The following is a 22,457-nucleotide window of genomic DNA, read 5'->3' as shown; positions in this document are numbered from 1 at the left end:
GCTGTCACACCTTGTCCGCGAGGGACCGGGAGGCCTCGCTTGCTCGGTCGGCCTCCTGGATCTGCGCCCAGGACTTGCCGGTCACCAGGTCGTGCCAGCGGCGGTAGAAGCCTCGGGCGGCGGTCTCGGCGTAGACGTCGTTCGACAGGCCCGGGTAGCCCTCCGCGTCGCGCTCCTCGAAACCGAGCCCCATGCCGGTGTGGAACCGGTTCTGCCGGGCCTTGAAGCCGCGCAGCACCTTCTGGACCTCGGTCCAGTTCTCGCCGTCGTCCGTCTCGAACGCACCCGCGGGGCCGAACGTGCGCTCCGAATACCTCTTCATCTCCGCCTTCACGCTCGGCGGCGCGTCCTTGGGGCGGTAGGCCCAGGCCCACACCTCGATCGAATTCGGTCCGCGGGGGTGCCAGACCCGCATGATCTGCAGGCTGCTGTCGGTGAGCCAGGAGAAGTTGGGGAAGATCGTGTTGTGGTTGTGCACCTTGAGCACCCGCTCCTCGCCAAGGCGACGGACGATCTCCTCCTCCCGGCTTTGCAGCCACTCGTGAGTGTCCATGCGGTACTCGTTCGACGGGGGCTCGGTGACGAAGGGGAAGAAGAAGCCGCCCGAGCCGTGCCCGTTGCCGGCGAACTGCCGCCCGGGCAGCTCCGGGTCCAGGAAGGGGTCGTAGGCATCCGGGTCGTCTATCAGGGCCAGTTGCGCCGAGGCGTGGGAGACGGGCGCGTGGTACATGTCGCTGGCGAACTGCTCGGCGGCGAACTTCCAGTTGCAGTCGATGACCCACTTGGTGGTGCCGGGGGCCAGCTCCAGTCCGCCGTCGAACCGGTCGACGCAGGCATCGAAGAACCACGCCATGTCGCCGAGGTACTCCTCGAACTCCGGTGTCTCCTCGGACCAGGTGCCGAAGTAGAAGCCCTTGTGGTTCGCGATGCGCGGGACCTTGAGGGCGCCCCATTTCGACTTGTCGATCCGGTGATGGTAGGCCCGCTCCTCCAGCGGCACGTTGACCAGGTTGCCTTCGAGGTCGTAGGACCAACCGTGGTAGGTGCAGGTGAAGTTCTTGCTGGTGCCCGCGTCCGAGCGGCAGATCCGCATGCCGCGGTGCCGGCACTGGTTGAGGAACGCCTTGACGGACCCGTCGCGTTGGCGCACGACGAGCACGGGGTCCTCGGCCATGTAGGTCTGGATGAAGCTGCCCGGCTTGGGCAGTTGGGAGTCGTGCGCGAGGAAGAGCCAGCTGCGTCCGAAGACGTGCTCGAGTTCGCGCTCGTACAGTTCCGGATCCGTGTAGATCCGCGGGTTGGTCCAGCCCCGGTCGGGGTCGACGAGGTTGTCGAGATCAGTCATGGTGTCCCGTTCCCGTGACGATGATGACGAGTACTGATGACAGCTTGCGGTGGCGTGATCGGCTATCCGATCGGTTCGTTCTGTGGAGCGGAACGCCTTCGGAGACATCGTCGGAGCCACCCAGTCACGCCGTGTGCTGCGCCCCGAAGGTCACCGTCACCGCGCCGAGGGGGGAGATCCTCGCGGTGACCTTGTTGCCGGCCACGACCGGGTGCATGGGGCCGAGGGCACCCGAGAGGACCACCTGCCCGGAGCGCAACGGATCTCCGAGTTCCCGCGCCTGCCGGGCCAGCCATACGACGGCGTTCAGGGGGTCGCCCAGACACGCGCCCCCGTCGCCGCTCGACACCTCCGTGCCGTCGACCGTCATGCTCATCACGACGTCGCGGGGCGTGAACTCGTCCAGGGTCCGGCGCCGCGGTCCCAGGACGAAGGCACCGCAGGACGCGTTGTCCGCCACCGTGTCCACGAGGCTGATGTCCCAGCCCCGGATACGGCTGCCGCAGACTTCCAGGGCAGGCACCGCGTAGGCGATCGCACCCCGTACCTGATCGGCGTCCAGAGGGCCTTCGTCGAGGTCGGCGGCGAGGGCGAAGGCGATCTCGGCCTCGACCCGCGGCTGCAGGACGGTTCCGACGGGGATGGTGTCCCCGCCCAGGTAGGACATGTCCTGGAACAGGACCCCGAAGTCAGGCTGGTCGACGCCGAGTTGTCGCTGCACGGCGGGCGAGGTCAGGCCGATCTTCCGGCCCACGACGACCGCGCCGCCCAGAATCCGCTCCCAGGTGATGTGCTGCTGGACGGCATAGGCGGCACTCAGGTCGTCGGCGCCGATCAGGTCTCGCACCGGGGTGCAGGGCACCTTGTCGGCGGCTGCCCGCAGGAGGCGGCGGGCGGCTTCCTGCACGGGGGCGGTGGTGGTCTCGTTCATGCCCCGATGGTCGGTACGGGGCGGGTCCGTGGACAGAGCGGAGTTCCGCGGGGCGGCACACTCGCCGACCGAGGGAGCCGCCCCCTGGGGGGAGGTCGGATCAGGCCGCGGTGCGCGACAGATCGCGGGCGAGGGCCAGCAACTGCGGTGCGTACCGCTTCAGTTGGCGAGAGCGGAAGGAGGACACCGAGACCGCCGCCACGGCCCTGCCGGTCGAGGCGTCGAGGATCGGCACGGCGATGCACTGCAATCCGTCCTGGAGTTCACCGTCGTCGTACGCGAGCCTCTCGTCGCGCACGCGCTCCAGTTCCCGCTCGAGCTGGGTGCCGGTGTGCAGGGTGCGGGAGGTGAACCGGCGCAGGGGTGCCCCCGTCAGGAGCCGGGCCTGTGTGTCGGGGGCGTACGCGAGCATCGCCTTGCCCAGTGCCGTCGCGTGCGCGGGCCGGCGTACCCCGACCGCGGTGGAGGCGCTTCCGGCGTCGTGCCCGAACAGCTTCTCCAGGTAGAGGACGTCCGTACCGCTCAGGGTCGCCAGATGGACGGTGTCCCGGCCGCCGGCGTGAAGATCCGTCAGATACGGCATCGCCCGCCGCCGCAGGCCGGTGGAGCGGATGGCGGGGGAACCGGCCCGGTTGCCGACCTCGAAGAGCCGCTCGGTCAGGCAGTAGCGGTTGCCGACCTTCCGGACGAATCCGGCCTCGACCATGATCGACAGAAGTCGGTGCGCGGTCGACTTGGGAACACCTACCGCCGCCGCCAGTTCCGTCACCCCCAGAACCCCCTTCGGCCCCCTGAACGCATCGAGCAGGACCAGCACCTTGGCGGCCGAGGTGTCCACCGCACCGCTGTGCTCCCCCGGTCTCCGGTGCGGACGGGTCTGGCCTGCGGGGATGGAGGGCGCGCTGACCGTACTGCTCATGGAGATCACCACTCTTCGAACCGAGCATGTAAATGACCATTTACATGCCTGTCATCTAGTCACGCCGCCGAGTCGGTGTCAAGCGGTGAGACGCGGGAGGAAATCCGCCGCTGTTCAACAGGACGGAACCGCGCGCTTCCGCCGAACACGTCCCATGGCGGAATCTCGGCCCACATACGCACAGGTCACGAGGAGACGTCGATGCCACAGGACGTGACGGCCGAGGGGACAAGCCGCTCGGTCCGGACGAAGGATGGGAAGATCCACTACCACGAGGCGGGCGAGGGTCATCCCCTCGTGCTCCTGCACGGCAGCGGCCCGGGTGCCACCGGCTGGAGCAACTTCGGCCCGAACCTGACGGCGCTCGCCGACAGGTTCCGCGTGATCGCCCCCGACATGCCCGGCTGGGGCGAGTCCGACGCGGTCAAGCCGGCCGAACGGGACCACGTGGCCTCGGCGCTCCACCTCCTCGACGCGCTCGGCATCGAGAAGGCCGCCTTCGTCGGCAACTCCATGGGCGGACTGACCTCCGTCAAGCTGGCCGCCCAGCACCCGGGCCGGGTCTCCCATCTGGTCACCATGGGCGCCGGCGCACCCGGACCCTCGCTGCTCACCCCCGGCGGAGGCGTCAGCGAGGGGCTCAAGACCCTCCTGACGGCGTATCACGACCCGTCACCAGAAGCCTTCCGGGCACTCATCGAGGTCATGACCTACGACTCGTCCCATGCTGACGACGAGTTGGTCCGCGGGCGCTCCGAGGCGGCACGCAGGCACCCCGACCATCTGGCCAACTTCATCTCCGACTTCCCCACCGGCATGGCGTGGAGCAGCGTCAAGGAGGTCGCGGGCATCAGCGCGCCCACGCTGCTCCTCCACGGCCGCGACGACCGGGTGATGCCAGCGGAGGCGTCCTTGCGGCTGCTCTCCCTGATCCCCGACTCCCGACTGGTCCTGATCAACCGGTGCGGCCACTGGCTGCAACTGGAACACGTCGACGAGTTCAACCGGCTCGTCGCCGACTTCGTCTCCTCCCACTGATCCCGGCCGGCCATGAGGCCGGGCATCACCCATCCCCACACAGTTAGGAACAGAACGTGGCTCAGGTAACCAGTCTCGGATATGTGGTCGTCGACGCGACCGATCTCCACGCGTGGAAGGCGTACGCCTGCGACCTGCTCGGTCTCCAGCCGGTCGTGGACACCCCCGACCGGCTTGTGCTGCGGATCGACGAGAAGGCCTACCGCCTGGACATCCGGCGCGCGGACGCCGACGCCGTCGCCGCGATCGGCTGGGAGGTGAGGGGACCGCACGAACTCGAGGAACTCGCGGTCTCCTTGCACAGCAACGGATACGCCGTCAAGCACGCCGACGCGGAGGCCGCGCGCCACCGACAGGTCAGCGGACTGGTCGAGTTCGACGACCCGGAGGGACAGCGACTCGAACTCTTCTGGGGTCTGGGCGAGTCCACCGACCGCTTCGTCTCGCCGACCGGCGCCCGGTTCGTCACCGGCGCGGGCGGCATGGGGCACATCTTCCAGTTCGTGCACGACAACGACGCCTACAACGAGCTGTACTTCGACATCCTCGGCTTCAAGCTGACCGACTACATCGACTTCGGGCCCGGCATGGCCGGCACCTTCACGCACGTCAACGAGCGCCACCACTCGTTCGCCTGGGCCCCCGCCCCGCAGATGCCGCCCGGCGTGGGGCACCTGATGTTCGAGGTGGACGACCTCGACTTCGTCGGACGGGCCTGGACCAAGGCCAAGCAGGGCGCGGCGCCGATCATCATGCAGTTCGGCAAGCACACCAACGACGAGATGCTCTCCTTCTACTCGATGACGCCCTCCGGCTTCCAGGTCGAGTACGGCTACGGCGGCAAGCTCGTCGACGACGCCACCTGGACGCCGGCTCGCTACGACGCGACCAGCTACTGGGGCCACGAGTTCACCGAGCACCGGGACCCCGACGAGCCCGACGTGTGAGACACGTCCACCGGTTGACGGAGTTCCGGCACCCGCCGGGGCTCCCGCCGGCCCCCGTAGCGTCACCGACCGCCGCGTCCGACACCGACGCCGGAGAAAGGGCTGCACCGGCATGAACCTCGTACCCGAGGGGCTGAACCCGCTCCCGACCCGCGCCGTGCGCGCCGGCGTCGAAGGCGGGACGAGATGACGGCGACCGACAACGGGGCCACGGCCGCCACGCCGACGCCGGACGGGGCCGCCCGGGCGCGGAGATCCTTTGAACTGCGGATCCTGTCGCTGGTCACCCTGAGCATCTTCCTCGTCGTGTCGAGCACCAGCGTCCTCGCCATCGCTCTGCCCACGGTGGCCCGGCACTTCGGGGCCTCGGCCTTCGAGTCGACCTGGCTGCTGCTGATGCCGACCCTCGTCCAGACCTGCTTCCTGATCCTGTTCGGCCGGGTCGCCGACCTCGTCGGGCTGCGCTGGATGTTCCTGTCCGGCCTCGGGGTCTTCACCGTGGCGGCGGTCCTGTCGGGCTTCGCTGGCTCCGTGGTCATGCTGATCGCGCTGGGCGCGGTCCAGGCGGTCGGAGCCGCCATGGTCATGTGCAACACGGGCGCGACCGTCGGGGCGGTCTTCCCGGGTCGGCGCCTGGGCCGGGCCATGGGGGTCTACCTCGCCGGAGTCTCGGTGGCGCAGATGATCGCGCCCTCGGTGGGCGGGCTGATCACAGGCACCGTGGGCTGGCACTGGCTGTACTGGGGCCAGGTGCCGTTCGCCCTCGGCTGCGTGGTACTGGGCGCCAGATACCTGGCGGCACTCCCCCGCACCCCCGACCGCACCCGCAAGCTCGACGTCCGGGGAGCGCTCACCCTGTCACTGATGTCGGGCTTCCTCGTCTACGGCGTCTCCTCCGTGCAGAGTTCCGGACTGCGCAGCTGGGAGGTCGTGGTCGGCCTGGCGGTGGCGGTCGCCCTGGTCCCCGTACTGATCGTCGTCGAGTCCCGGGCCGAGGACCCCATCCTCCAGGCCCGGCTGCTCAGACGCGGATCGTTCCTGCTCGCCAACCTCAGCAACCTTCTGAGCGTGCTGCCGAGGTTCGAGACCGTCCTGATCGCGGGTCTCTACTACCAGACCGTGCTCGGCGACTCGGCCGTGACGGCGGGGCTGAAGGTGCTTCCGCTGCCGGTGGGAATCACCGTGGGATCCCTCGTGGCGGACCGGATCGCCGCACGCCGAGGCCTGCGCACCACGGCCATCGGGGCGAGCGTCACCATGTCCGCCGGACTCGGCCTGCTCGCCCTGTCGTTCTCCGGCGGCCGGCCCTACGGGTGGCACCTGCTCGCGCTGCTCGCCATCGGACTCGGCGCCGGTGTCTTCTCCACGGTCAACTCCACACTGATCATCCGTGAGGCACCGCCCGGCGAGATCGGAACCGTCAACGGAATCCGACTGACGGTCATGAACGTCGGCGGATCTGTCGCGCTCGCCGCGGGTCTCGCCATCGCGACGAGTTCCCTGCCCGCCGAAGCCCGGTCCGCCTTCTACGATGCCACCGTGCCGCCGGACACCGGCGCCGGAGCGTTGATCCACGGCTTCAACCTGTTGTTCGTCGTCATGATCGTCGCGTCCCTGGCCGGCGGTTTGATCCTGCTGGCGAGACCCGCCTCCGGATGGGCGTCGGCCGATGACCCGCCGCCCCGGAAAGCGGAACCGGACCAAGGCTGAGAGCGAAGAACCGGCGGAACGCACATCGGTCCGCACTCCGCACCCGTACCGACATCCCTCCCTCGCCGCGCGGGCAGGCACTGGCTCCGCACGACGGGCAGGCAAGCAGATGGGAGACGACGATGCCGCAGCGACAATGGAGACGCGCAGCGTCGGCGCAGTCACAGTCCGACCCGGTCCGCAGCCGCTGGACCGCCGTGGCGGCATTCACCGTTCTGGCGGCCTCGACCCAGGTGGCCTGGCTCGGCTACGCACCCGTCACGGGCATCGCCGCCGACCACTTCGGGGTGTCGGAGTCGGCGATCGGATGGCTGGCCAACATGTTCCCGCTCTGGTTCGTCGTCCTGGCGATCCCGGCCGGGCGCATCCTCGACCGCCACTTCAAGGCGGGGATGGCGGCCGGCGCGCTGCTCACCGCGGCCGGAGCGGTGCTGAGATGGTCCGGCGACTCCTACGGATGGGCCCTCGTGGGGCAGAGCGTCATCGCGATCGGCCAGCCGCTGGTCCTCAACGCGATTCCCGCCGTCGCCCGCAACCACCTCGCCGAAAAGGACCGCGCCCGCGGCATCGCCATCGCGTCGGCCGGGATGTTCAGCGGCATGGTCGCCGCCTTCGCACTCGGCGTGGTACTGCCGGACGCCGGGCAGTTCACCACCCTCGTCGGCATCGGGTCCGCGCTCGCCTGCGCCGCCGCCCTCGCCCAGCTGGCGACGCTGAGGCACCCGGTCCGCGCCGCGTCCGGGCCCGCCGCGCCGGACGTCACCGTGCGCGCCACGCTGAGCGACCCCTTCGTACGCCGGATGTGCATGGTCGTCTTCTTCCCCTTCGGCACCTTCAGCGCCATCACGACGTTCACCGAGACCCTGCTGGAACCTGCGGGTGTGCACGCCGACGTGGCGAGCGTGATGCTGGTCGTCGGCGTCGTCGCCGGCGTCGCCGGCTCCGCGCTGGTCCCGGTCGCCGCGGCGCGGCACGGCAGGGAAGCGCGGACCATCGTCGCCGGACTCCTCGTCGCCGCCGTGTGCTGTGTGCTGCTGGCGGTCGCGCCGTCAGTGCCCGTGGGCTTCGCCGGCCTGGCACTCATCGGGTTCGGACTGCTGCCGTCCCTCCCGATCATCCTGGAGTTGCTGGAACGGCGTACCGGGGATTCCGAGGGCACCGCCGCGGGCCTGGTCATGTTCTCCGGGAACCTCGGCGCCCTCGTGGTCACCGGCGCCGTGGGACTCCTCGTCCACGAGCCGGCGGTCGCCTTCCTCCTCTGCGCGACCGGCGCGGTTGTCGCCGCGCTGCTGCTGCGCCGCCTCGGCCGTCCTGTGCCGGTCGAAGCCCAGGCCGTGCACGCCGCCTGACCCCGTGTCCGCCCGAGCGCCGCCGCGCCCGGACACCGCCACCCACCCGGAGCACCGCATGTACTTCAACTTCGCCACCGCCCTGTCCGACGCGGCGCGGCTGCGCCCCGACAAGCCCTTCGTCGTGACGCGGGAAGCTCCGCACACCTTCGCGGAGCTGGAACGCCGAGCCGGGCGTGCCGCGGCCGTGCTCGCCTCGCGCGGGGTCACCGAGGGCAGCCGTATCGGACTGCGACTGCCGAACGTCGTCGACTTCGTGCCGTACTACTTCGCCCTGCTCGCCCGCGGCGCGACGGTCCTGCCGATGAACCCGGCGGCGACCGCCCGCGAGGTCGGACACATCGTCGACGACGCGGACGTGGACGCCGTCATCACCCTGCCGACGGATCCGCTCGAACCGGAACCACCCGCCCCGCTCTGGCCGTTGGACGCACTCGTCGCCGAGGAGGAGTCGCATCCCGCGTCCTTCACGCCGCTCCCGGTCCCGAACGACGCGACGGCGGTGGTCCTCTACACCAGCGGCTCGACCGGAGTTCCGAAAGGTGTCGAGTTGTCCCACCTCAACCTGCTCCTGACTCCGTTGCTCGGCGACGCGACCGAGTCCGGCGACGAAACCGACGTCCTGTACGCCGTGCTGCCCCTTTACCACGTCTTCGGGCTCTCCGAACTGCTCAACGGGGGCGTCCTGCGTCGCCAGACCCTCGTCCTACGGGAGCGCTTCTCCGTCACCGACCTGCTCGACGCGATCGAGCGGCACCGGATCACGGACCTGTACGGGGTTCCCACGATGTACCACGCGCTGGTCAACGCGGACTTCGAGGGGCGGGACCTCACCAGCGTCACCGCCGCAACCAGCGGCGGCGCACCGATGGCGCCCGAGCAGATACGGCTCATCCGCGAGGCGCTGCCCAACGCCGACTACGTCGAGGGGTACGGGCTCACGGAGACCGGCGGTGGCGGAACGGCCAACGGCGGCGCCTTCGGCTTCCGGCACGGCTCGGTGGGCCGCGCGGTCGTGGGCGCGGCCATCCGTGTCGTGGACGCGGACGGCCGGGATCTGCCGCCCGGGCCGGACCACGTCGGAGAGGTGCTGTTCGGTGGGCCCCTCGTCATGAAGGGATACATCGGTCGGCCCGAGGAGACCGCTGAGGCGATCCGTGACGGATGGCTGCACACGGGCGACCTGGGCCGGCTGGACGAGAACGGCTACCTCTACATCGTCGGGCGCAGCAAAGAACTGATCATCCGCGGCGGGCTCAACGTCTATCCCAACGAGATCGAGGCGGTGCTCGTCGAACATCCGCAGGTCTGCCTCGCCGCCGTCGTAGGCCGGCCGGACGACCACTACGGTGAGGAGGTCGTCGCCTTCGTGGTGCCCGAGGAGGGCCAGTCCCCCTTCTCGACGGCGGACCTCGTCGCCTACGCCGGCTCCCGCCTGGCGCCCTACAAGCTCCCACGGCAGGTACTGCTCAAGGGCAGCTTGCCGGTGGGGCCCACCGGAAAGATCGACAAGCGTGCACTCGCCGCCGAACTGCGCGAGATGTGAGGAGACGACGATGGTGAGACTGCGACTGACACCCGAAGACGCGCGGTTCCGCGACGAGTTCCGCGCCTTCCTGCGTGCCGAGATCCCTCGCGAGATCCGTGACAAGGTGGCGGCCCACGAGGAGTTGACGCGCGAGGACTACGTCAGGTCCCAACGCGCCCTCAACGCGGCGGGCTTGGCCGTGCCGGCCTGGCCCGTCGAGTGGGGAGGCCACGGCTGGACCCCGCTGCGCACCCACATCTGGCACGAGGAACTCGCAGAGGCCGCCGTCCCCCACCCTCTGGAGTTCAACACCTCGATGGTCGGCCCGGTGATCGCCGCCTTCGGCAGCCAGGAACAGAAGGAACGGTTCCTGCCGCCCACGGCCAACCTCGACATCTGGTGGTCGCAGGGGTTCTCCGAGCCCGAAGCGGGTTCGGATCTGGCCTCCCTCAGGACCACCGCGGTCCGCGACGGACGGCACTGGATCGTCAACGGCCAGAAGACCTGGACGACCCACGCCCAGTACGGGGACTGGATCTTCACCCTCGTACGGACCGATCCGCGGGCCCCCAAACGCCAACAGGGCATCAGCTTCCTGCTCGTCGACATGAGCAGCCCCGGGGTGGCCGTCCGTCCGATCGAGCTGGTGGACGGCACCTTCGAGGTCAACGAAGTCTTCTTCGACGACGTGCGGGTCCCGGCGGACAACCTCGTCGGCGAGGTGAACAAGGGCTGGACGTATGCCAAGTTCCTGCTGGGCAACGAGCGGACGGGCCTGAGCGGGGTAGGCGAGACCAAGCGCATGCTGGCCACCGCCAAGCACCACGCCCACACCCTGGGTCTGCTCGAGGACGCCTCCTACACGCACCGGTTCACCGACCTGGAGAACGAACTCCTCGCACTGGAGCTGACCGCGCTGCGGGTGGCCGGCGGCGCCGCCCAGGAGGCTGTCGACCCGGCGTCGTCGGTCCTCAAACTGCATGGCACCCGGCTGTCCCAGGCGGTCACCGAACTGGTCGTCGACATGGCGGGGCCGGCCGCGCTCGCCTCCGGCGCGGACGACGGATCCGCGCTCCCGCAGTGGGCACGAAGGAGCGCCCCCCACTATCTCAACGAGCGCAAGACCTCCATCTACGGCGGCTCCAACGAGGTGCAGCGCACCATCATCGCCGCCACGATTCTCGGACTCTGAAGGCAGTCATGGACTTCACACACGACGACGAGCAGAACGCCCTCCGCGACAGCATCCGCCGACTGCTGTCGGCGAAGTACCAGGACATCGCCGTCCGACGCGAGGTCGTGGCCCGAGAACCCGGCTTCGACGAGAAGGTCTGGCGCCGGCTGGCCGACATCGGCGCGCTCGCGCTGCCGTTCCCCGAGGACGTCGGCGGAGTGGGCGCGGGCCCCGTCGAGGTCTCCATCGTCGCCGAGGAACTCGGCCGGGTACTCGCGCCCGAGCCCTACGTCGAGGCCGTGGTCCTCGCCGGCGGGCTCATCGACGAGGCGGGCAGCGACGAACAGCGCGGCACCCTCCTGGCAGCGCTGTCGGCCGGCGAACTCCTGCCGGCCTTCGCCCATCACGAGCCCGGCAGCCGGTGGAGCCCCCGCGCCGACTCCGCCAACGTCGTCCTCGGGCCGGACGGTTGGCGGCTCACCGGCGTCAAGGAGCCCGTCGTACAAGGAGAACGGGCCGACGTCCTGATCGTGTCCGCGACGGTCGACGACCGTACGGCGCTGTTCCTCGTCACCCCGGACGCGGACGGTCCGACCCGCGTTCCCTACCGCACCCCGGACGGCGGCCGGGCCACCGCCGTCCGCTTCGACGCCACACCCGCCACCCCGCTCGGCGACCCGGGCGTCGACCACACCGCGACGATCGAGCGGGTCCAGGACCGGACCCGGATCGCCTACGGGCACGAGGCGCTGGGGATTGCCCAGCTGGCCCTGGACAAGACCGTGGAATACCTGCGTACCCGCGTCCAGTTCGACAGACCGCTCAGCGCCTTCCAGGCCCTCACCCACCGCGCCGCCGACATGTACGTCGCCCTCGAACTGGCCCGTTCCACGGTCGGTTGGGCTACCGTCGTCCGCGACGCCGAGCACCGGGACGACGGAGCCGTCGACGTGGCCGCCGCCGCCTCGCACGCCTGGCTCCAGCTCTCCCGCGCGAGCCGGCTCATCGGCCAGGAAGCGGTCCAACTGCACGGCGGGATCGGGGTCACCGCCGAGCACGGTGTCGGGCACTGCCTGAGCCGGCTCACGGTGATCGAGCGCCTGACCGGGGACGGCGCCTTCCACCGCTCCCGGCTGTCCCGCACCCTGCTCGACCACGCGAGCAACGGGCCGGTCCAGTGAGCCGGGAGCCGGACCTCCTCGACGCGCTCACCCCGGACGCCACACAAGCCCGTACCGCGGACGACGTGTTCGTCGCCATCGCGCACCGCATGCCGGACAGCCGGGTCTACGGCGGTCAGGTCCTCGCCCAGGCGCTGCTCGCCGCGTCCCGCACCACCGAGCCGCTCCGGGAGGCGCACTCCCTGCACGGCTACTTCCTGCGCGCGGGCGATGTGCGCAAACCGATCACCTACGGGGTGGACCGGGTGCGCGACGGGCGCTCCTTCTCCACCCGGCGCGTCCAGGCGTACCAGGACGGAAATCCCATTCTCACCATGATCGCCTCGTTCCAGCGGCGGTCGCCGGGCGTGGAACACCAGGCGGCCATGCCGAAGGGCCTCCCCGATCCCGAGAGCCTGCCGTCCCAGGCGCCGCCCGGCGGCAGCCTTTCCGGCGGGGGCGGCCCTCCCACGGTCGAGGACCACCTCGACGTACGGCTCGTTCCGGCAGAGGCCCTCGACAGCCTCGGCGAGCACGGCGGACCGGCCCGCGCGATCTGGATCCGGGCCCGGCGGAGACTGCCGGACGACCCGATCGTCCACCGCGCGGTTCTCGCCTACCTGAGCGACGCCTACATCTCCGAGCCGATCCTCACCACACACGGCCTCGTATGGGGCGGCAACGGCACGACCATGGCCAGCCTCGACCACGCGCTCTGGTGGTACCGCGACGGCCGCGCCGATGAATGGCTGCTCACGGTCCAGGAGTCACCGACAGCGGGAGGCAGCCGAGGACTGGTGAGCGGCCGCATCCACAGCCGCGACGGCACCTTGCTCGCCGCCACCGCCCAGGAACTCATGGTGCGCACCCCTGAACCACCCGCGGAAAGGGCGTAGAAGGACGATGAGGACCTTTCGGAACATCGAAGGGCTGGGAAGAGCGGTGGGCACCCACCTCGGTCACTCCTCCTGGCACACCGTCACCCAGCAGCGGATCGACGCGTTCGCCGAAGCGACCGGCGACCATCGGTGCGGGTACCTGCCCCTGACGTTGCTGCCCCTGCTGGAGGGCGAGGTCTACCAGATCGACGGCCTCACGATGGGCGTCAACTACGGCGCGAACAAAGTCCGTTTCCCTTCGCCGGTGCCGGTCGGCTCGCGCGTGCGGGCCGGCGTCGAACTGGTCTCGCTGGTGGCCGGTGGCAACGGGCACCTGCTCACCACCCGGATCACGATCGAGCGCGAGAACGCGGAGAAGCCGTCCTGCGTGGCGGAGTCGCTCAGCCTGCTCGTGCCGTGACCGGCCGCCCAACACCCCCTCCCCAAGGAGAGTCATGTCCCAGTCAGCCACCCCCCGTCCCGCCGTGCTCGTCCTCGGCGGCACCGGCAAGACCGGCCGGCGGGTCGCCGAGCGCCTCACCGCCCTCGGCCGCGGCGTCCGCGTCGGATCGCGCGGCGGCGAGCCTTCCTTCGTCTGGGAGGACACGGCCACCTGGAAGGCGGCGCTCGACGGTGTCGACACGGTCTACCTCACCCACCCCGACATCACGCTGCCCGATGCCGGCGAGCAGATCGCCGCCTTCGCCCGGGCGGCGGTGGATTCGGGCGTACGGCGCCTGGTGCTGCTGTCGTCCCGCGGTGACGCGGCCCTCCACACGATCGAGGAGGGCGTCAGGAACTCGGGTGTGGACTGGACCGTCGTCCGCCCGGGCTGGTTCGACCAGAACTTCAGCGAGGGCTTCTTCCTCGGCGCGGTCCTGGCCGGCGAGATCGCCCTGCCGGTCGGCGACGTGGCCGAGGCGTTCGTCGACATCGACGACATCGCCGACGTGGTGGTCGCCGCACTCACCGACGACCGGCACATCGGCAAGACGTACGAACTCTCCGGGCCGCGCCTGCTCACCTTCGCGGACGTCGCGAAGGAGCTGTCCAAGGCCACCGGGCGGGAGATCACCTACATCCCGCAGACCCCGGAGCAGTTCCGGGCCGCACTGCGGGAGATCGGTCTCCCCGAGGAGCTGGCGGACGGCTTCGCCCACAACCTGGACGGCCGGAACGCCTATCTGGTCCAGGGCGTCGAGGAAGCCCTCGGACGGGCCCCCAGGGACTTCTCCGACTACGCCCGCGAGACCGCGGCCGCGGGTGTCTGGAACGCCTGACGCCCGACCCACCGGGAAGCCGTGGTCGGCGACGACGGAGCGCGGTCCGCGAGCACCGGTGTAGCGCGCTACACCACGGGTGGGTGGCTCGCACTCCCGCGCCGGGGCCACCCGCCCGCCTAGCGTTACATGTATGTGGAAATCAGTTGGTCACGCCGCCCGGGCCACCCGGCATCTCCTCCTGGCCGCGGCCTTCGCGCTCGGCGCCTACCTCTACGTCACGGTGCTGATCATCACGGCGGTCGGCACGCTCGCGGTCGCGGGGGCCTGGCTGCTGCCCGAGACGGTTCTGCTCACCCGGCGGATCGCCGGCGCCAAGCGGAGGCTGACCGAGCGGTGGACCGGCCGGGAGATCCCGGAGGCGTATCGCCCCGTCGACGGCACGGTCCGCGAACGGATCCGCTCGGTCGCGTGCGACCCGGGAACGTACACCGATCTGCGCTGGATGAGCGCACACTCCTTCTACGCCGCTCCGCTCTTCCTCCTCGTCCTGCCGCTCTGGCCGGTCGCTCTCCTCGTCGACGGCCTACGGCACGCCCTGCTGCGGCGTGAGCCGGTCGTTCTCCCGGTGATCGGCAAGGTCGCCGACCGGGAGGCCCGGTGGTCGAGCGCGCTGCTCCACCCGTCCCACGGGGTCCTCCTCCTCACCCGGGTCGAGCAGCTCACCACCACCCGGGCGGACGCCCTCACCGCTCACGACGCCGAACTGCGCCGCGTCGAGAGGGAGTTGCACGACGGCACGCAGGCCCGCCTGGTCTCGCTCTCACTGCATCTCGGCATGGCGCTCCGACGGAGCGAGAAGGATCCCGACACGACCCGCGGGGTCCTCGTCGAGGCGCAGGACCAGGTCGAGGCGGCACTGACCGAACTGAGGCGCGTGGTGCGGGGCATCCGTCCGCCCATCCTCACCGACCGGCGCCTCGTCGGGGCCGTGCGGGCACTGGCCGCGAGCAGCAAGCTGGACGTCACCGTGTGCGCGGACGGACTCGACGGCACGGGCGTGCAGGCACCGCCCGCGGTGGAGTCCGCCGCCTACTCCACCGTCGCCGCGGCGCTCTCCCACGCGGCCGAGCACAGTGGTGCCACCCGGCTCTCCGTCCGCCTGGAGCGCATGTCCGGCGGCCTGCGTGTCGTCGTCCGGGACGACGGGTTGGGCGGCACCGACGAGAACGCCGCCACGGAACTGCTCGACGTCCGGCGCCGGTTGGCGGCCCTCGACGGAGTGATGACCGTGACGAGCCCGGCCGGAGGGCCGACCGTGGTCACCGCCGAGATGCCGTGCGCATGGTGACCTTCCACGAGTCCTCCTCGGTTTCACCAGTTCCAGGAAACGTTCCGCCACCCGAAGTACCCAGGGCCTCCCAGGTGCAGGAACACGGCGCTGACCAGCAGCAGAACGCCCAGACAGAAGGCCCACTGCCCCGACCACCCGGCGAGCCACGTCTTCACCGGCTCTCTTGTCGTCAGTAACCGGAGGCCCAGGAGCAGGGCCACCGTCGAGCCGTCGACAACGAGCTGTGCAGCGGCGCCGTCCAGAAGTACGAGCCCGACCACATCGCCCACGAGGCCTCCTGCCAGCAGGACGGCCAGGACGAGATTCGACGGGGTGACCCTCGCCCTGCGCTTTTCGGACTTCATGTAGGTGCATTCCTCGAAAACGGGCTCGGCGGTGTGCGGCTCCAGCTTTCGGCACGTGAAACCTCTCCGACAGGGGTCCCGGTCCCCCATGGCGGTGTAGCGGGCTACACCATCGGACGCCGCGGCGCTCTCCCGAACCGTATGTGCTTGAAGTCTCACGTAAGGCCTTGACCTGGCAACAGCCCCCATGTTCAGCCGAAACCGGGACCTTCGGAATCCTTCGTTCCGGTTCTGGAATCGATTCCATCGGACAGCCTGACCCGGGCCCCCGCGCGACCCGCCGTGGCCCGGACGTGTACCGCCGACCGAAAGTACGCGAGCGTGAACAACGAATCCCGTGTACCCGACCATCCGCGCGTCCTGGTGAGCCGGGAAGTAACCAGCACGGCAGAGACACTCGTCATGGCGCTGGGCATCATCGGCTTCGACGCGCACTTCGTGGCCACCGGGGCCGAGATGATCCACCAGACCCGCCGCCGGGGACCCGACACCATGCTGCTCGACACGACTCTGCCCGACCTGGGCGGCGTCGAGGTCTGCCGGCAGTTGCGGAGGGAGGGAATCGACACCCCCGTGGTATTCCTCAGCTCGCGGACCGCGGTCGAGGACAAGTGCCACGCGCTGGCCATGGGAGGCGACGACTACGTCACCATTCCCTTTGACCTGACCGAGCTGAACGCGCGACTGCGGGCACTGGTCCGCCGGTGCCGCCGCGGCGCACGCGCGACGGAGATCTCCGACCGCCGACTCGGCGCGGCCGGCGTCGAACTGGACGAGGACACGCGGGAGGTGCGGCTGCGCGGGACAGCCGTGCAGCTGTCGACCACCGAGTTCGCGCTGCTGAGGCTTCTGCTGCGGAACGCCGGACGGGTGGTCCCCAAGGGAAAGATCCTCGACACCGTGTGGAACTACGGCTTCCAGGGCGAGTCCGGAGTCATGGAGACGTACATCTACACCCTGCGCCGCAAGCTGGATGACGCCGGCCGCTCCCTGATCCGCACCGTGCGCGGCGCCGGGTACATGCTGTACGCCGGATAGGCGGCCGGACCCGGGGAGGCTCGGGCGTCCGGCGGAACTGCGGGTTACGGACGACCGGCCCATTCCCTACCGGCGAGTTAAGTCAAGCGTCCCAGTAATAAGACGTTTGACTTAATGGCTGGATCCTGCTTCGCTTGGCTCATGCCGGTCGCCACCCCGTCCACCAAGCTCCAGATCGTGCTCGCCGCCGAGCGCCTCTTCGCGCAGCACGGACTTGACGGAGTGTCACTCCGGCAGATCGGGGCCGCGGCAGGGAATGCCAACAACTCCGCGGTGCAATACCACTTCGGCTCAAGAGACCGTCTGGTCGAAGCCGTCTTCGACCACCGCCTACCTCAGTTGCGCGAGTTGTACACCGCCCAGTTCAACCAACGGAATCCGCAGGATCTGCGCGGCCTGGTCGAATGCCAGGCCTTCGCCGTTCTGCATCAGGGTGAGCAGCCGGGCAGTCACTATCTGAGGTTCATCTCGATGCTTCAACAGTACGGAAAGCGGGATGTTTTCAGCCGCCACCCCGAAGAGGTCTTCGAAAGGCATCGAAACCTCCACGCACAGTTGGCCGCCTCATTGCCGGACGTGCCTGAACAACTGCTCGCGCAGCGCCTTTCGCGCGCCATGATTCTCATCGTGCAGACCGTTGCCAACCGGGAGACGGCGCAAGCGTCGAATCGCGATGTCCTTCCTTTCGCTCTGGAGGGCGCCGACCTTGTCGACAGTGTTCTCGGGCTTCTACAGGCACCTGTCTCCAACGAAACACGAGCCGCCTTCATGAGGGCCAGCGAAAAGGAACTGAACAAACCCTATTTCCTTTGACCTCCGACCCGACTGCATTACCAGAACCACAGTCACCGACGCTCGGGACCCCCATGAAAGCTCTCTGCGCCGGAACCGCGATGATCATCGGTGTGGTGAGCGGCTCCGCCCGGTCCGCCCCCCACTCCCCATCCCCGTTGCCCCGAGCCTCACTTGCGTCCTCGGCCGTCTCACGTACCGGCGAACCCCCGCAGCGCCGTCACCCGACAGGTCTGGACGGCACATGGAGCACGGTCAAACGGGCCGGGCGGGCGACCCGATACCTGTTCGTCGCCGCCGCCCTCACATTCGGCATGTATCTGTACATAGCCGTGCTGCTGATCACGGTGATCGGTACCGTCGCGCTGATCTGTGCCTGGATGCTGCCCGAGACCGTGATCCAGCTTCGCCGTGTCGCCGGCGCCAGACGTACCAGGGCCTCCCTGTGGACCGGCCGTCCCATCCCCGAGTCCTACGAGCCCATCAGCGGCCCGGTCCGCACACGCCTGCGAGCCGCGGTCCGCGATCCCGCGACCTCCTCCGACCTTCGCTGGCTGGCCTGCAACTACCTCTACGGCACCCTTTTTCTCGTCACCCTGGTCCTGTGGCCGCTCAGTCTCGTCGTCGACGGCCTCCGATCCGCGGTACTCCGCCGGGGACCGGTCGTCCTGCCACTCATCATCGGCCTGGCCGACCTCGACGCCCGCTGGTCCACCGCGCTGCTGAAACCCTCCCTCCAGGCCCGGCGCGGCGCCCACGGCCGAGAACTCGCCACCGCCCGTGCCCGTGCCATCGCGGCGCACGACGCCGAGCTCCGTCGCATCGAGCGCGACCTCCACGACGGCACCCAGGCGCGCCTCGTCGCTCTGTCCCTGCGCATCGGTCTCGCCCAGCGCGTCTGTGACCACGACCCCGAAGGCGCACGCAGGCTGCTCGCCGACGCGCAGGGCCAGGCTCAGGAAGCGCTCACCGAACTACGACACGTCGTCCATGGCATCCACCCGCCCGTCCTCGCCGACCGGGGCCTCGCCGGAGCCGTCCGCGCGCTCGCGGCCGACAGCGGGCTGCACGTGACGGTCAACGTCGACGGACGACTCGACGCACCGGACACGAGAGCTCCGGCCGCCACCGAGGCGGCGGTGTACTTCGCCGTCGCCGAGGCACTGACCAACGCGGCCAAGCACGCCGGCAGCGGTCGGGCCTCCGTCCGGCTCGAACACCTTCGCAACGGGCTGCGGGCAGTCGTCCGGGACGAGGGCAGGGGCGGCGCGGACGAGAACGGCGGCTCCGGCCTGCGGGGACTGCGCCGCCGTGTCGCCGCCCTCGACGGGACCGTAGAAGTGTCCAGCCCCGTCGGGGGGCCGACCGTGATCGATGTGGAGCTGCCGTGCGTGTGGTGATCGCCGAGGACAACGCCCTGCTCAGAGAAGGCCTGGTCCTTCTGCTCACATCGGCCGGGCACGAGGTCGTGGCCGTCGCCGGCAGCGGGCCGGAAGTGCTGCCCGCGCTGCTCGGCCATCGCCCGGACATCGCAGTGCTGGATGTCCGGATGCCGCCGACCTACCGCGACGAAGGACTGCGCGCCGCGCTCGCCGCCCGTGAGAGCATTCCGGCCCTGCCGGTCCTGGTCCTCTCCCAGTACGTCGAGGAGTCGTACGCCGCCGAGTTGCTCGGTGTGGGTGCGAGCGGTGTCGGTTACCTCCTCAAGGACCGGGTCGGCAGGGTCGACGAGTTCCTCGACGCCCTGGAACGCGTGGCCGAGGGCGGGACCGCCCTCGACCCGGAGGTGGTGACCCAGCTCCTGACGCGTCGCAGGAACTCGCCGCTGGACTCCCTCACTCCACGCGAGCGCGAAGTGCTCGAGCTCATGGCCGAAGGGCGCGACAACGCGACCATCGCCGAGACGCTCTTCGTCACCGAGCGATCGGTGAGCAAACACATCGGCAACCTCTTCCTCAAGCTGGAGCTCCCGGCGACCGACAGCGGGCACCGTCGCGTTCTCGCCGTGCTCACCTACCTCAACAACGTCGACTGACCTGTACCCCGCCCCGGGCCCGGCGGACGAGTCGAATCGCCTCGCCGCCGGGGCTGGATCATCCGGGCGCTCGGCCCTCCGGTCGGATCGGCCGGGCCGGGGCACGCCCAAACTCCAGACAGGGCCTAACGGAGGGAGGCGGCTTCGGAGTGCTCCGGGTCCGCCCCCTCGGCCGTGCCCGGTCCAGCGGGAGCCGGCATCCTCTCGCTGAGCTTCTCGCCCTCGACATCGATGTTCGGCATCACCTTGTCCAGCCAGCGGGGCAGGTACCAGGCCTTGTCGCCGAGGAGCGACAGCACCGCCGGGACAAGCGCCATACGGACGACGAAGGCGTCGAAGAGGACCGCGATGGCGAGACCGAAACCGATCATCTTGATCATCGACTCGCCGGCCCCGATGAAGCCGGCGAACACCGCCATCATGATCAGGGCGGCCGCCACGACGACCCGCGCGCTGGGCTTGAAGCCCCGGACCACCGCCCCACCCGGGATGTCCCCGTGGACGTACGACTCCCTGATCCGGGAGACCAGGAACACCTCGTAGTCCATGGCGAGGCCGAACACGATGCCCACCAGGAAGATCGGCATCATGCTCATGATCGGACCGGTCGACTCCACACCCAGCAGATCCGCGCCGTGGCCCTGCTGGAAGACCAGGACGACCGTGCCGAGCGCCGCCAGGACCGAGAGCAGGAAGCCGACGGCCGCCTTCACCGGGACGAGCAGCGAGCGGAACACCAGGAGCAGCAGGACGATCGCCAGACCGACCACGACGATCAGGTACGGCACGAGGGCGGCCTGGACCTTGCCGGCGACGTCGATGTTCAGCGCGGTCGTTCCGGTGACCTCGAAGGTCGCCCCGTCGGTCTTCGACTCGACACCGGACCGCTCGTCGCGAATCGTCGTGACGAGATCCTTGGTCTTCTGGTCGGTGGGGCTGGTGGACGGGGTGACGGAGAACACCGCGGTGTCACCGACCTGGTTGAAACGGGCGGGCGAGACGGAGACGACCCCGTCGGTCGCACCGATCTCCTGCGAGATCGTCGACACCGCGGCCTTGGGGTCCTTGGTCCCCTTGGCGTCGACGACGACGGTCAGCGGACCGTTGAAACCGGGGCCGAAGCCCTTGGCCAGATCGTCGTAGGCGCGCCGTTCGGTGGTGGAGGTCGGCTTGGCCTCGTCGCCCGGCATGCCCAGCTCCAGGCTCGCCACCGGCAAGGCCAGCGCGCCCAGTCCCACCACGCCCAGCAGGAGGACGGGAAGCGGATGACGGACCACGAGCTTCGCCCAGCGGCTGCCCATGTTGTGGGGCTTGAGGCGCTTCTTCTGGGCCCGCTTGGTCCACCTGCGCTCGCTGCGCGACTGCACCACGTTCGGCCAGAAGCCAAGGAGGGCGGGGACCAGGGTCAGACAGATGAGGACGGCGCCGACGACCGCGCCCGCGGCGGCCAGGCCCATCTTCGTCAGTGTGGGGATCCCGACCACCGAGAGGCCTGCCAGGGCGATGACGACGGTCAGGCCCGCGAACACGACCGACGATCCGGCGGTGCCGACGGCGTGACCGGCCGCCTCGCGCGCGTCCCGGCCCTTGGCACGCTCCTCGCGGTACCGGGAGACGACGAACAGGGCGTAGTCGATGCCACAGGCCAGACCGAGCATCGTGGCGAGGGTGCCGGTGGTGTCCGACAGTCCGAACGTGCTGGAGAGCGCCTTGATGGCGACCATGCTGACGGCCACGCCGAAGATCGCGGTCAGCAGCGGCAGACCGGCCGCCGTCAGGGAACCGAAGGTGATCACCAGCACCACGGCGGCGATGGCGATGCCGATGCCCTCCGAGGCGCCGCCCGCCGCGGTCTTCGCGGCGAGCGCGTCACCGCCGACCTCGACGGTCAGTCCGGCCTTGCGGGCCGTGTCGATGGCCGACTCCAGGTGCTTCTTGCTGGCGTCGGTGAGGTCGGCGGCCTTTTCCTTGAAGGTCACCGTCGCGTACGCGGTGGAGGCGTCCTTGCTCACGGCCTGTGCCTGGAACGGGTTCACGGCACTGGCGACCTGCGAGTCCTCGCCGGCCGTGCTGACCAGCTTCTCGATCGCGGCCTTGTTCTCGCCGGCGGTGATCCGCTCACCGCTCGGGGCGACGAACACGATACGGGCGCTCGCGCCGTCGGCCGAGCTGCCGGGGAAGCGCTGTTCCAGCAGGTCGAACGCCTTCTGGGACTCGATGCCGGGCATCGTGAAGCCCTCGTCGGCCGCGGCGGGTGCCTTCGCCGCGGCGAAGCCGACGGCGGCGAGCACCGCCACCCAGAACAGGGCGACGAACCAGCGCCACCGGAAGGCCACACGGCCCAGGTGATAGAGGACGGTTGCCATGGCGGAAGAGGCCTCCACAATCTCGGATCGAACCCGACAGCCGTCTCCGTGTCTCGTCGTCCCTGGTGGGAGGGGAGCGGGACAGCTGTCGCCGACGTTCAGGGTTTCGTTTCCTCCCCCGACTCCGCGAGAGACCTCTCTCCCAAATCCATGGTGTAGCCCGCTACACCATGGAGGTGGAGCAGACTCCCCCAGTGCCCGAAAACGCCCCGGCCCCGGTCCACCTCCTGAGGTGAGGGCCGGGTCCTCGGGGGCGTCGCCGCGCTGGGCGGGGACGTACTGGGCGAACTCGTCTAGGAGGCGGCGGGTGAGGGCGGGGGCGATGACCG

General features: G+C 69.8%; 20 protein-coding genes. 15 read left to right on the top strand and 5 right to left on the bottom strand.

The window, feature by feature from the left end:
• Positions 1-4: 4 nt before the first annotated feature.
• The 3 genes from ABZT17_RS09560 to ABZT17_RS09550 form a co-directional block, all read right to left on the bottom strand.
• Positions 5-1,345, bottom strand: coding sequence for an aromatic ring-hydroxylating dioxygenase subunit alpha (locus tag ABZT17_RS09560; RefSeq protein WP_356345908.1), 1,341 nt, complete (start codon positions 1,343-1,345; stop codon positions 5-7).
• 124 nt (positions 1,346-1,469) lie between these two features.
• Positions 1,470-2,276, bottom strand: a complete 807-nt coding sequence (locus ABZT17_RS09555) for a fumarylacetoacetate hydrolase family protein (RefSeq protein WP_356345904.1) — start codon at positions 2,274-2,276, stop codon at positions 1,470-1,472.
• Positions 2,277-2,376: 100 nt separating this feature from the next.
• Positions 2,377-3,195, bottom strand: a complete 819-nt coding sequence (locus ABZT17_RS09550; protein ID WP_356345901.1) for an IclR family transcriptional regulator — start codon at positions 3,193-3,195, stop codon at positions 2,377-2,379.
• Between the two features lie 201 nt (positions 3,196-3,396).
• Here ABZT17_RS09550 and ABZT17_RS09545 point away from each other — a divergent pair, with 201 nt between their 5' ends.
• From ABZT17_RS09545 to ABZT17_RS09495, 11 genes are all read left to right on the top strand, one after another.
• Positions 3,397-4,233, top strand: a complete 837-nt coding sequence (locus ABZT17_RS09545; protein ID WP_356345898.1) for an alpha/beta hydrolase — start codon at positions 3,397-3,399, stop codon at positions 4,231-4,233.
• Positions 4,234-4,289: 56 nt separating this feature from the next.
• Complete coding sequence (locus tag ABZT17_RS09540) at positions 4,290-5,180, top strand: VOC family protein (protein ID WP_356345896.1); 891 nt, start codon at positions 4,290-4,292, stop codon at positions 5,178-5,180.
• A 186-nt stretch (positions 5,181-5,366) separates the two neighbouring features.
• The gene (locus ABZT17_RS09535; RefSeq protein ID WP_356345893.1) at positions 5,367-6,890 is read left to right on the top strand and encodes an MFS transporter; all 1,524 of its coding nucleotides are present in this window, start codon (positions 5,367-5,369) and stop codon (positions 6,888-6,890) included.
• A 122-nt stretch (positions 6,891-7,012) separates the two neighbouring features.
• Positions 7,013-8,239 (top strand): MFS transporter, encoded by a 1,227-nt coding sequence (locus ABZT17_RS09530; RefSeq protein WP_356345891.1) that lies wholly within the window; start codon positions 7,013-7,015, stop codon positions 8,237-8,239.
• A gap of 4 nt (positions 8,240-8,243) precedes the next feature.
• Positions 8,244-9,785, top strand: coding sequence for an AMP-binding protein (locus tag ABZT17_RS09525; RefSeq protein ID WP_356345888.1), 1,542 nt, complete (start codon positions 8,244-8,246; stop codon positions 9,783-9,785).
• Positions 9,786-9,795: 10 nt separating this feature from the next.
• Positions 9,796-10,959, top strand: a complete 1,164-nt coding sequence (locus ABZT17_RS09520; protein ID WP_356345885.1) for an acyl-CoA dehydrogenase family protein — start codon at positions 9,796-9,798, stop codon at positions 10,957-10,959.
• An 8-nt stretch (positions 10,960-10,967) separates the two neighbouring features.
• Entirely contained in the window at positions 10,968-12,122 is a 1,155-nt protein-coding gene (locus ABZT17_RS09515) for an acyl-CoA dehydrogenase family protein (RefSeq protein WP_356345882.1), read from the top strand.
• Entirely contained in the window at positions 12,119-12,997 is an 879-nt protein-coding gene (locus ABZT17_RS09510; protein WP_356345880.1) for an acyl-CoA thioesterase domain-containing protein, read from the top strand. Before ABZT17_RS09515 ends, ABZT17_RS09510 begins: the two co-directional genes overlap by 4 nt.
• A 7-nt stretch (positions 12,998-13,004) precedes the next feature.
• Complete coding sequence (locus ABZT17_RS09505; protein ID WP_356345878.1) at positions 13,005-13,400, top strand: MaoC family dehydratase; 396 nt, start codon at positions 13,005-13,007, stop codon at positions 13,398-13,400.
• 34 nt (positions 13,401-13,434) lie between these two features.
• The gene (locus ABZT17_RS09500) at positions 13,435-14,259 is read left to right on the top strand and encodes an NmrA family NAD(P)-binding protein (protein ID WP_356345876.1); all 825 of its coding nucleotides are present in this window, start codon (positions 13,435-13,437) and stop codon (positions 14,257-14,259) included.
• 133 nt (positions 14,260-14,392) lie between these two features.
• Positions 14,393-15,550 (top strand): histidine kinase, encoded by a 1,158-nt coding sequence (locus tag ABZT17_RS09495; protein ID WP_356345873.1) that lies wholly within the window; start codon positions 14,393-14,395, stop codon positions 15,548-15,550.
• A 23-nt stretch (positions 15,551-15,573) separates the two neighbouring features.
• Here ABZT17_RS09495 and ABZT17_RS09490 read toward each other — a convergent pair whose 3' ends face one another.
• Entirely contained in the window at positions 15,574-15,897 is a 324-nt protein-coding gene (locus ABZT17_RS09490) for a hypothetical protein (RefSeq protein ID WP_356345871.1), read from the bottom strand.
• Positions 15,898-16,218: 321 nt separating this feature from the next.
• Here ABZT17_RS09490 and ABZT17_RS09485 point away from each other — a divergent pair, with 321 nt between their 5' ends.
• From ABZT17_RS09485 to ABZT17_RS09470, 4 genes are all read left to right on the top strand, one after another.
• Positions 16,219-16,935, top strand: coding sequence for a response regulator transcription factor (locus ABZT17_RS09485; RefSeq protein ID WP_356345869.1), 717 nt, complete (start codon positions 16,219-16,221; stop codon positions 16,933-16,935).
• A 141-nt stretch (positions 16,936-17,076) separates the two neighbouring features.
• Positions 17,077-17,748: a TetR/AcrR family transcriptional regulator gene (locus ABZT17_RS09480; protein WP_356345866.1), complete on the top strand. Its 672-nt coding sequence runs from the start codon at positions 17,077-17,079 to the stop codon at positions 17,746-17,748.
• Positions 17,749-17,960: 212 nt separating this feature from the next.
• Positions 17,961-19,127: a histidine kinase gene (locus tag ABZT17_RS09475; RefSeq protein WP_356346205.1), complete on the top strand. Its 1,167-nt coding sequence runs from the start codon at positions 17,961-17,963 to the stop codon at positions 19,125-19,127.
• Complete coding sequence (locus ABZT17_RS09470; protein ID WP_356345864.1) at positions 19,115-19,762, top strand: response regulator transcription factor; 648 nt, start codon at positions 19,115-19,117, stop codon at positions 19,760-19,762. The genes ABZT17_RS09475 and ABZT17_RS09470 overlap by 13 nt, the downstream gene beginning before the upstream one ends.
• 125 nt (positions 19,763-19,887) lie before the next feature.
• On the opposite strand, the gene ABZT17_RS09465 is transcribed toward ABZT17_RS09470, so the two are convergent.
• The gene (locus ABZT17_RS09465; protein WP_356345862.1) at positions 19,888-22,128 is read right to left on the bottom strand and encodes an MMPL family transporter; all 2,241 of its coding nucleotides are present in this window, start codon (positions 22,126-22,128) and stop codon (positions 19,888-19,890) included.
• Positions 22,129-22,457: the final 329 nt, after the last annotated feature.

Origin of the sequence: Streptomyces sp. NPDC005648 (assembly GCF_040605395.1) — a bacterium.
Taxonomy (GTDB): Bacteria; Actinomycetota; Actinomycetes; order Streptomycetales; family Streptomycetaceae; genus Streptomyces.
Note: the sequence above shows the minus strand (reverse complement) of the source record. Positions and strands in the feature narration are given on the sequence as shown.

What these genes read in the sequence shown, in the direction of transcription:
- ABZT17_RS09465 (WP_356345862.1), bottom strand. Translation starts at nt 22,128, where the DNA reads ATGGCAACCGTCCTCTATCACCTGGGCCGTGTGGCCTTCCGGTGGCGC.
- ABZT17_RS09505 (WP_356345878.1), top strand. Translation starts at nt 13,005, where the DNA reads ATGAGGACCTTTCGGAACATCGAAGGGCTGGGAAGAGCGGTGGGCACC.
- ABZT17_RS09515 (WP_356345882.1), top strand. Translation starts at nt 10,968, where the DNA reads ATGGACTTCACACACGACGACGAGCAGAACGCCCTCCGCGACAGCATC.
- ABZT17_RS09535 (WP_356345893.1), top strand. Translation starts at nt 5,367, where the DNA reads ATGACGGCGACCGACAACGGGGCCACGGCCGCCACGCCGACGCCGGAC.
- ABZT17_RS09490 (WP_356345871.1), bottom strand. Translation starts at nt 15,897, where the DNA reads ATGAAGTCCGAAAAGCGCAGGGCGAGGGTCACCCCGTCGAATCTCGTC.
- ABZT17_RS09500 (WP_356345876.1), top strand. Translation starts at nt 13,435, where the DNA reads ATGTCCCAGTCAGCCACCCCCCGTCCCGCCGTGCTCGTCCTCGGCGGC.
- ABZT17_RS09545 (WP_356345898.1), top strand. Translation starts at nt 3,397, where the DNA reads ATGCCACAGGACGTGACGGCCGAGGGGACAAGCCGCTCGGTCCGGACG.
- ABZT17_RS09530 (WP_356345891.1), top strand. Translation starts at nt 7,013, where the DNA reads ATGCCGCAGCGACAATGGAGACGCGCAGCGTCGGCGCAGTCACAGTCC.
- ABZT17_RS09495 (WP_356345873.1), top strand. Translation starts at nt 14,393, where the DNA reads ATGTGGAAATCAGTTGGTCACGCCGCCCGGGCCACCCGGCATCTCCTC.
- ABZT17_RS09550 (WP_356345901.1), bottom strand. Translation starts at nt 3,195, where the DNA reads ATGAGCAGTACGGTCAGCGCGCCCTCCATCCCCGCAGGCCAGACCCGT.
- ABZT17_RS09520 (WP_356345885.1), top strand. Translation starts at nt 9,796, where the DNA reads ATGGTGAGACTGCGACTGACACCCGAAGACGCGCGGTTCCGCGACGAG.
- ABZT17_RS09480 (WP_356345866.1), top strand. Translation starts at nt 17,077, where the DNA reads ATGCCGGTCGCCACCCCGTCCACCAAGCTCCAGATCGTGCTCGCCGCC.
- ABZT17_RS09560 (WP_356345908.1), bottom strand. Translation starts at nt 1,345, where the DNA reads ATGACTGATCTCGACAACCTCGTCGACCCCGACCGGGGCTGGACCAAC.
- ABZT17_RS09555 (WP_356345904.1), bottom strand. Translation starts at nt 2,276, where the DNA reads ATGAACGAGACCACCACCGCCCCCGTGCAGGAAGCCGCCCGCCGCCTC.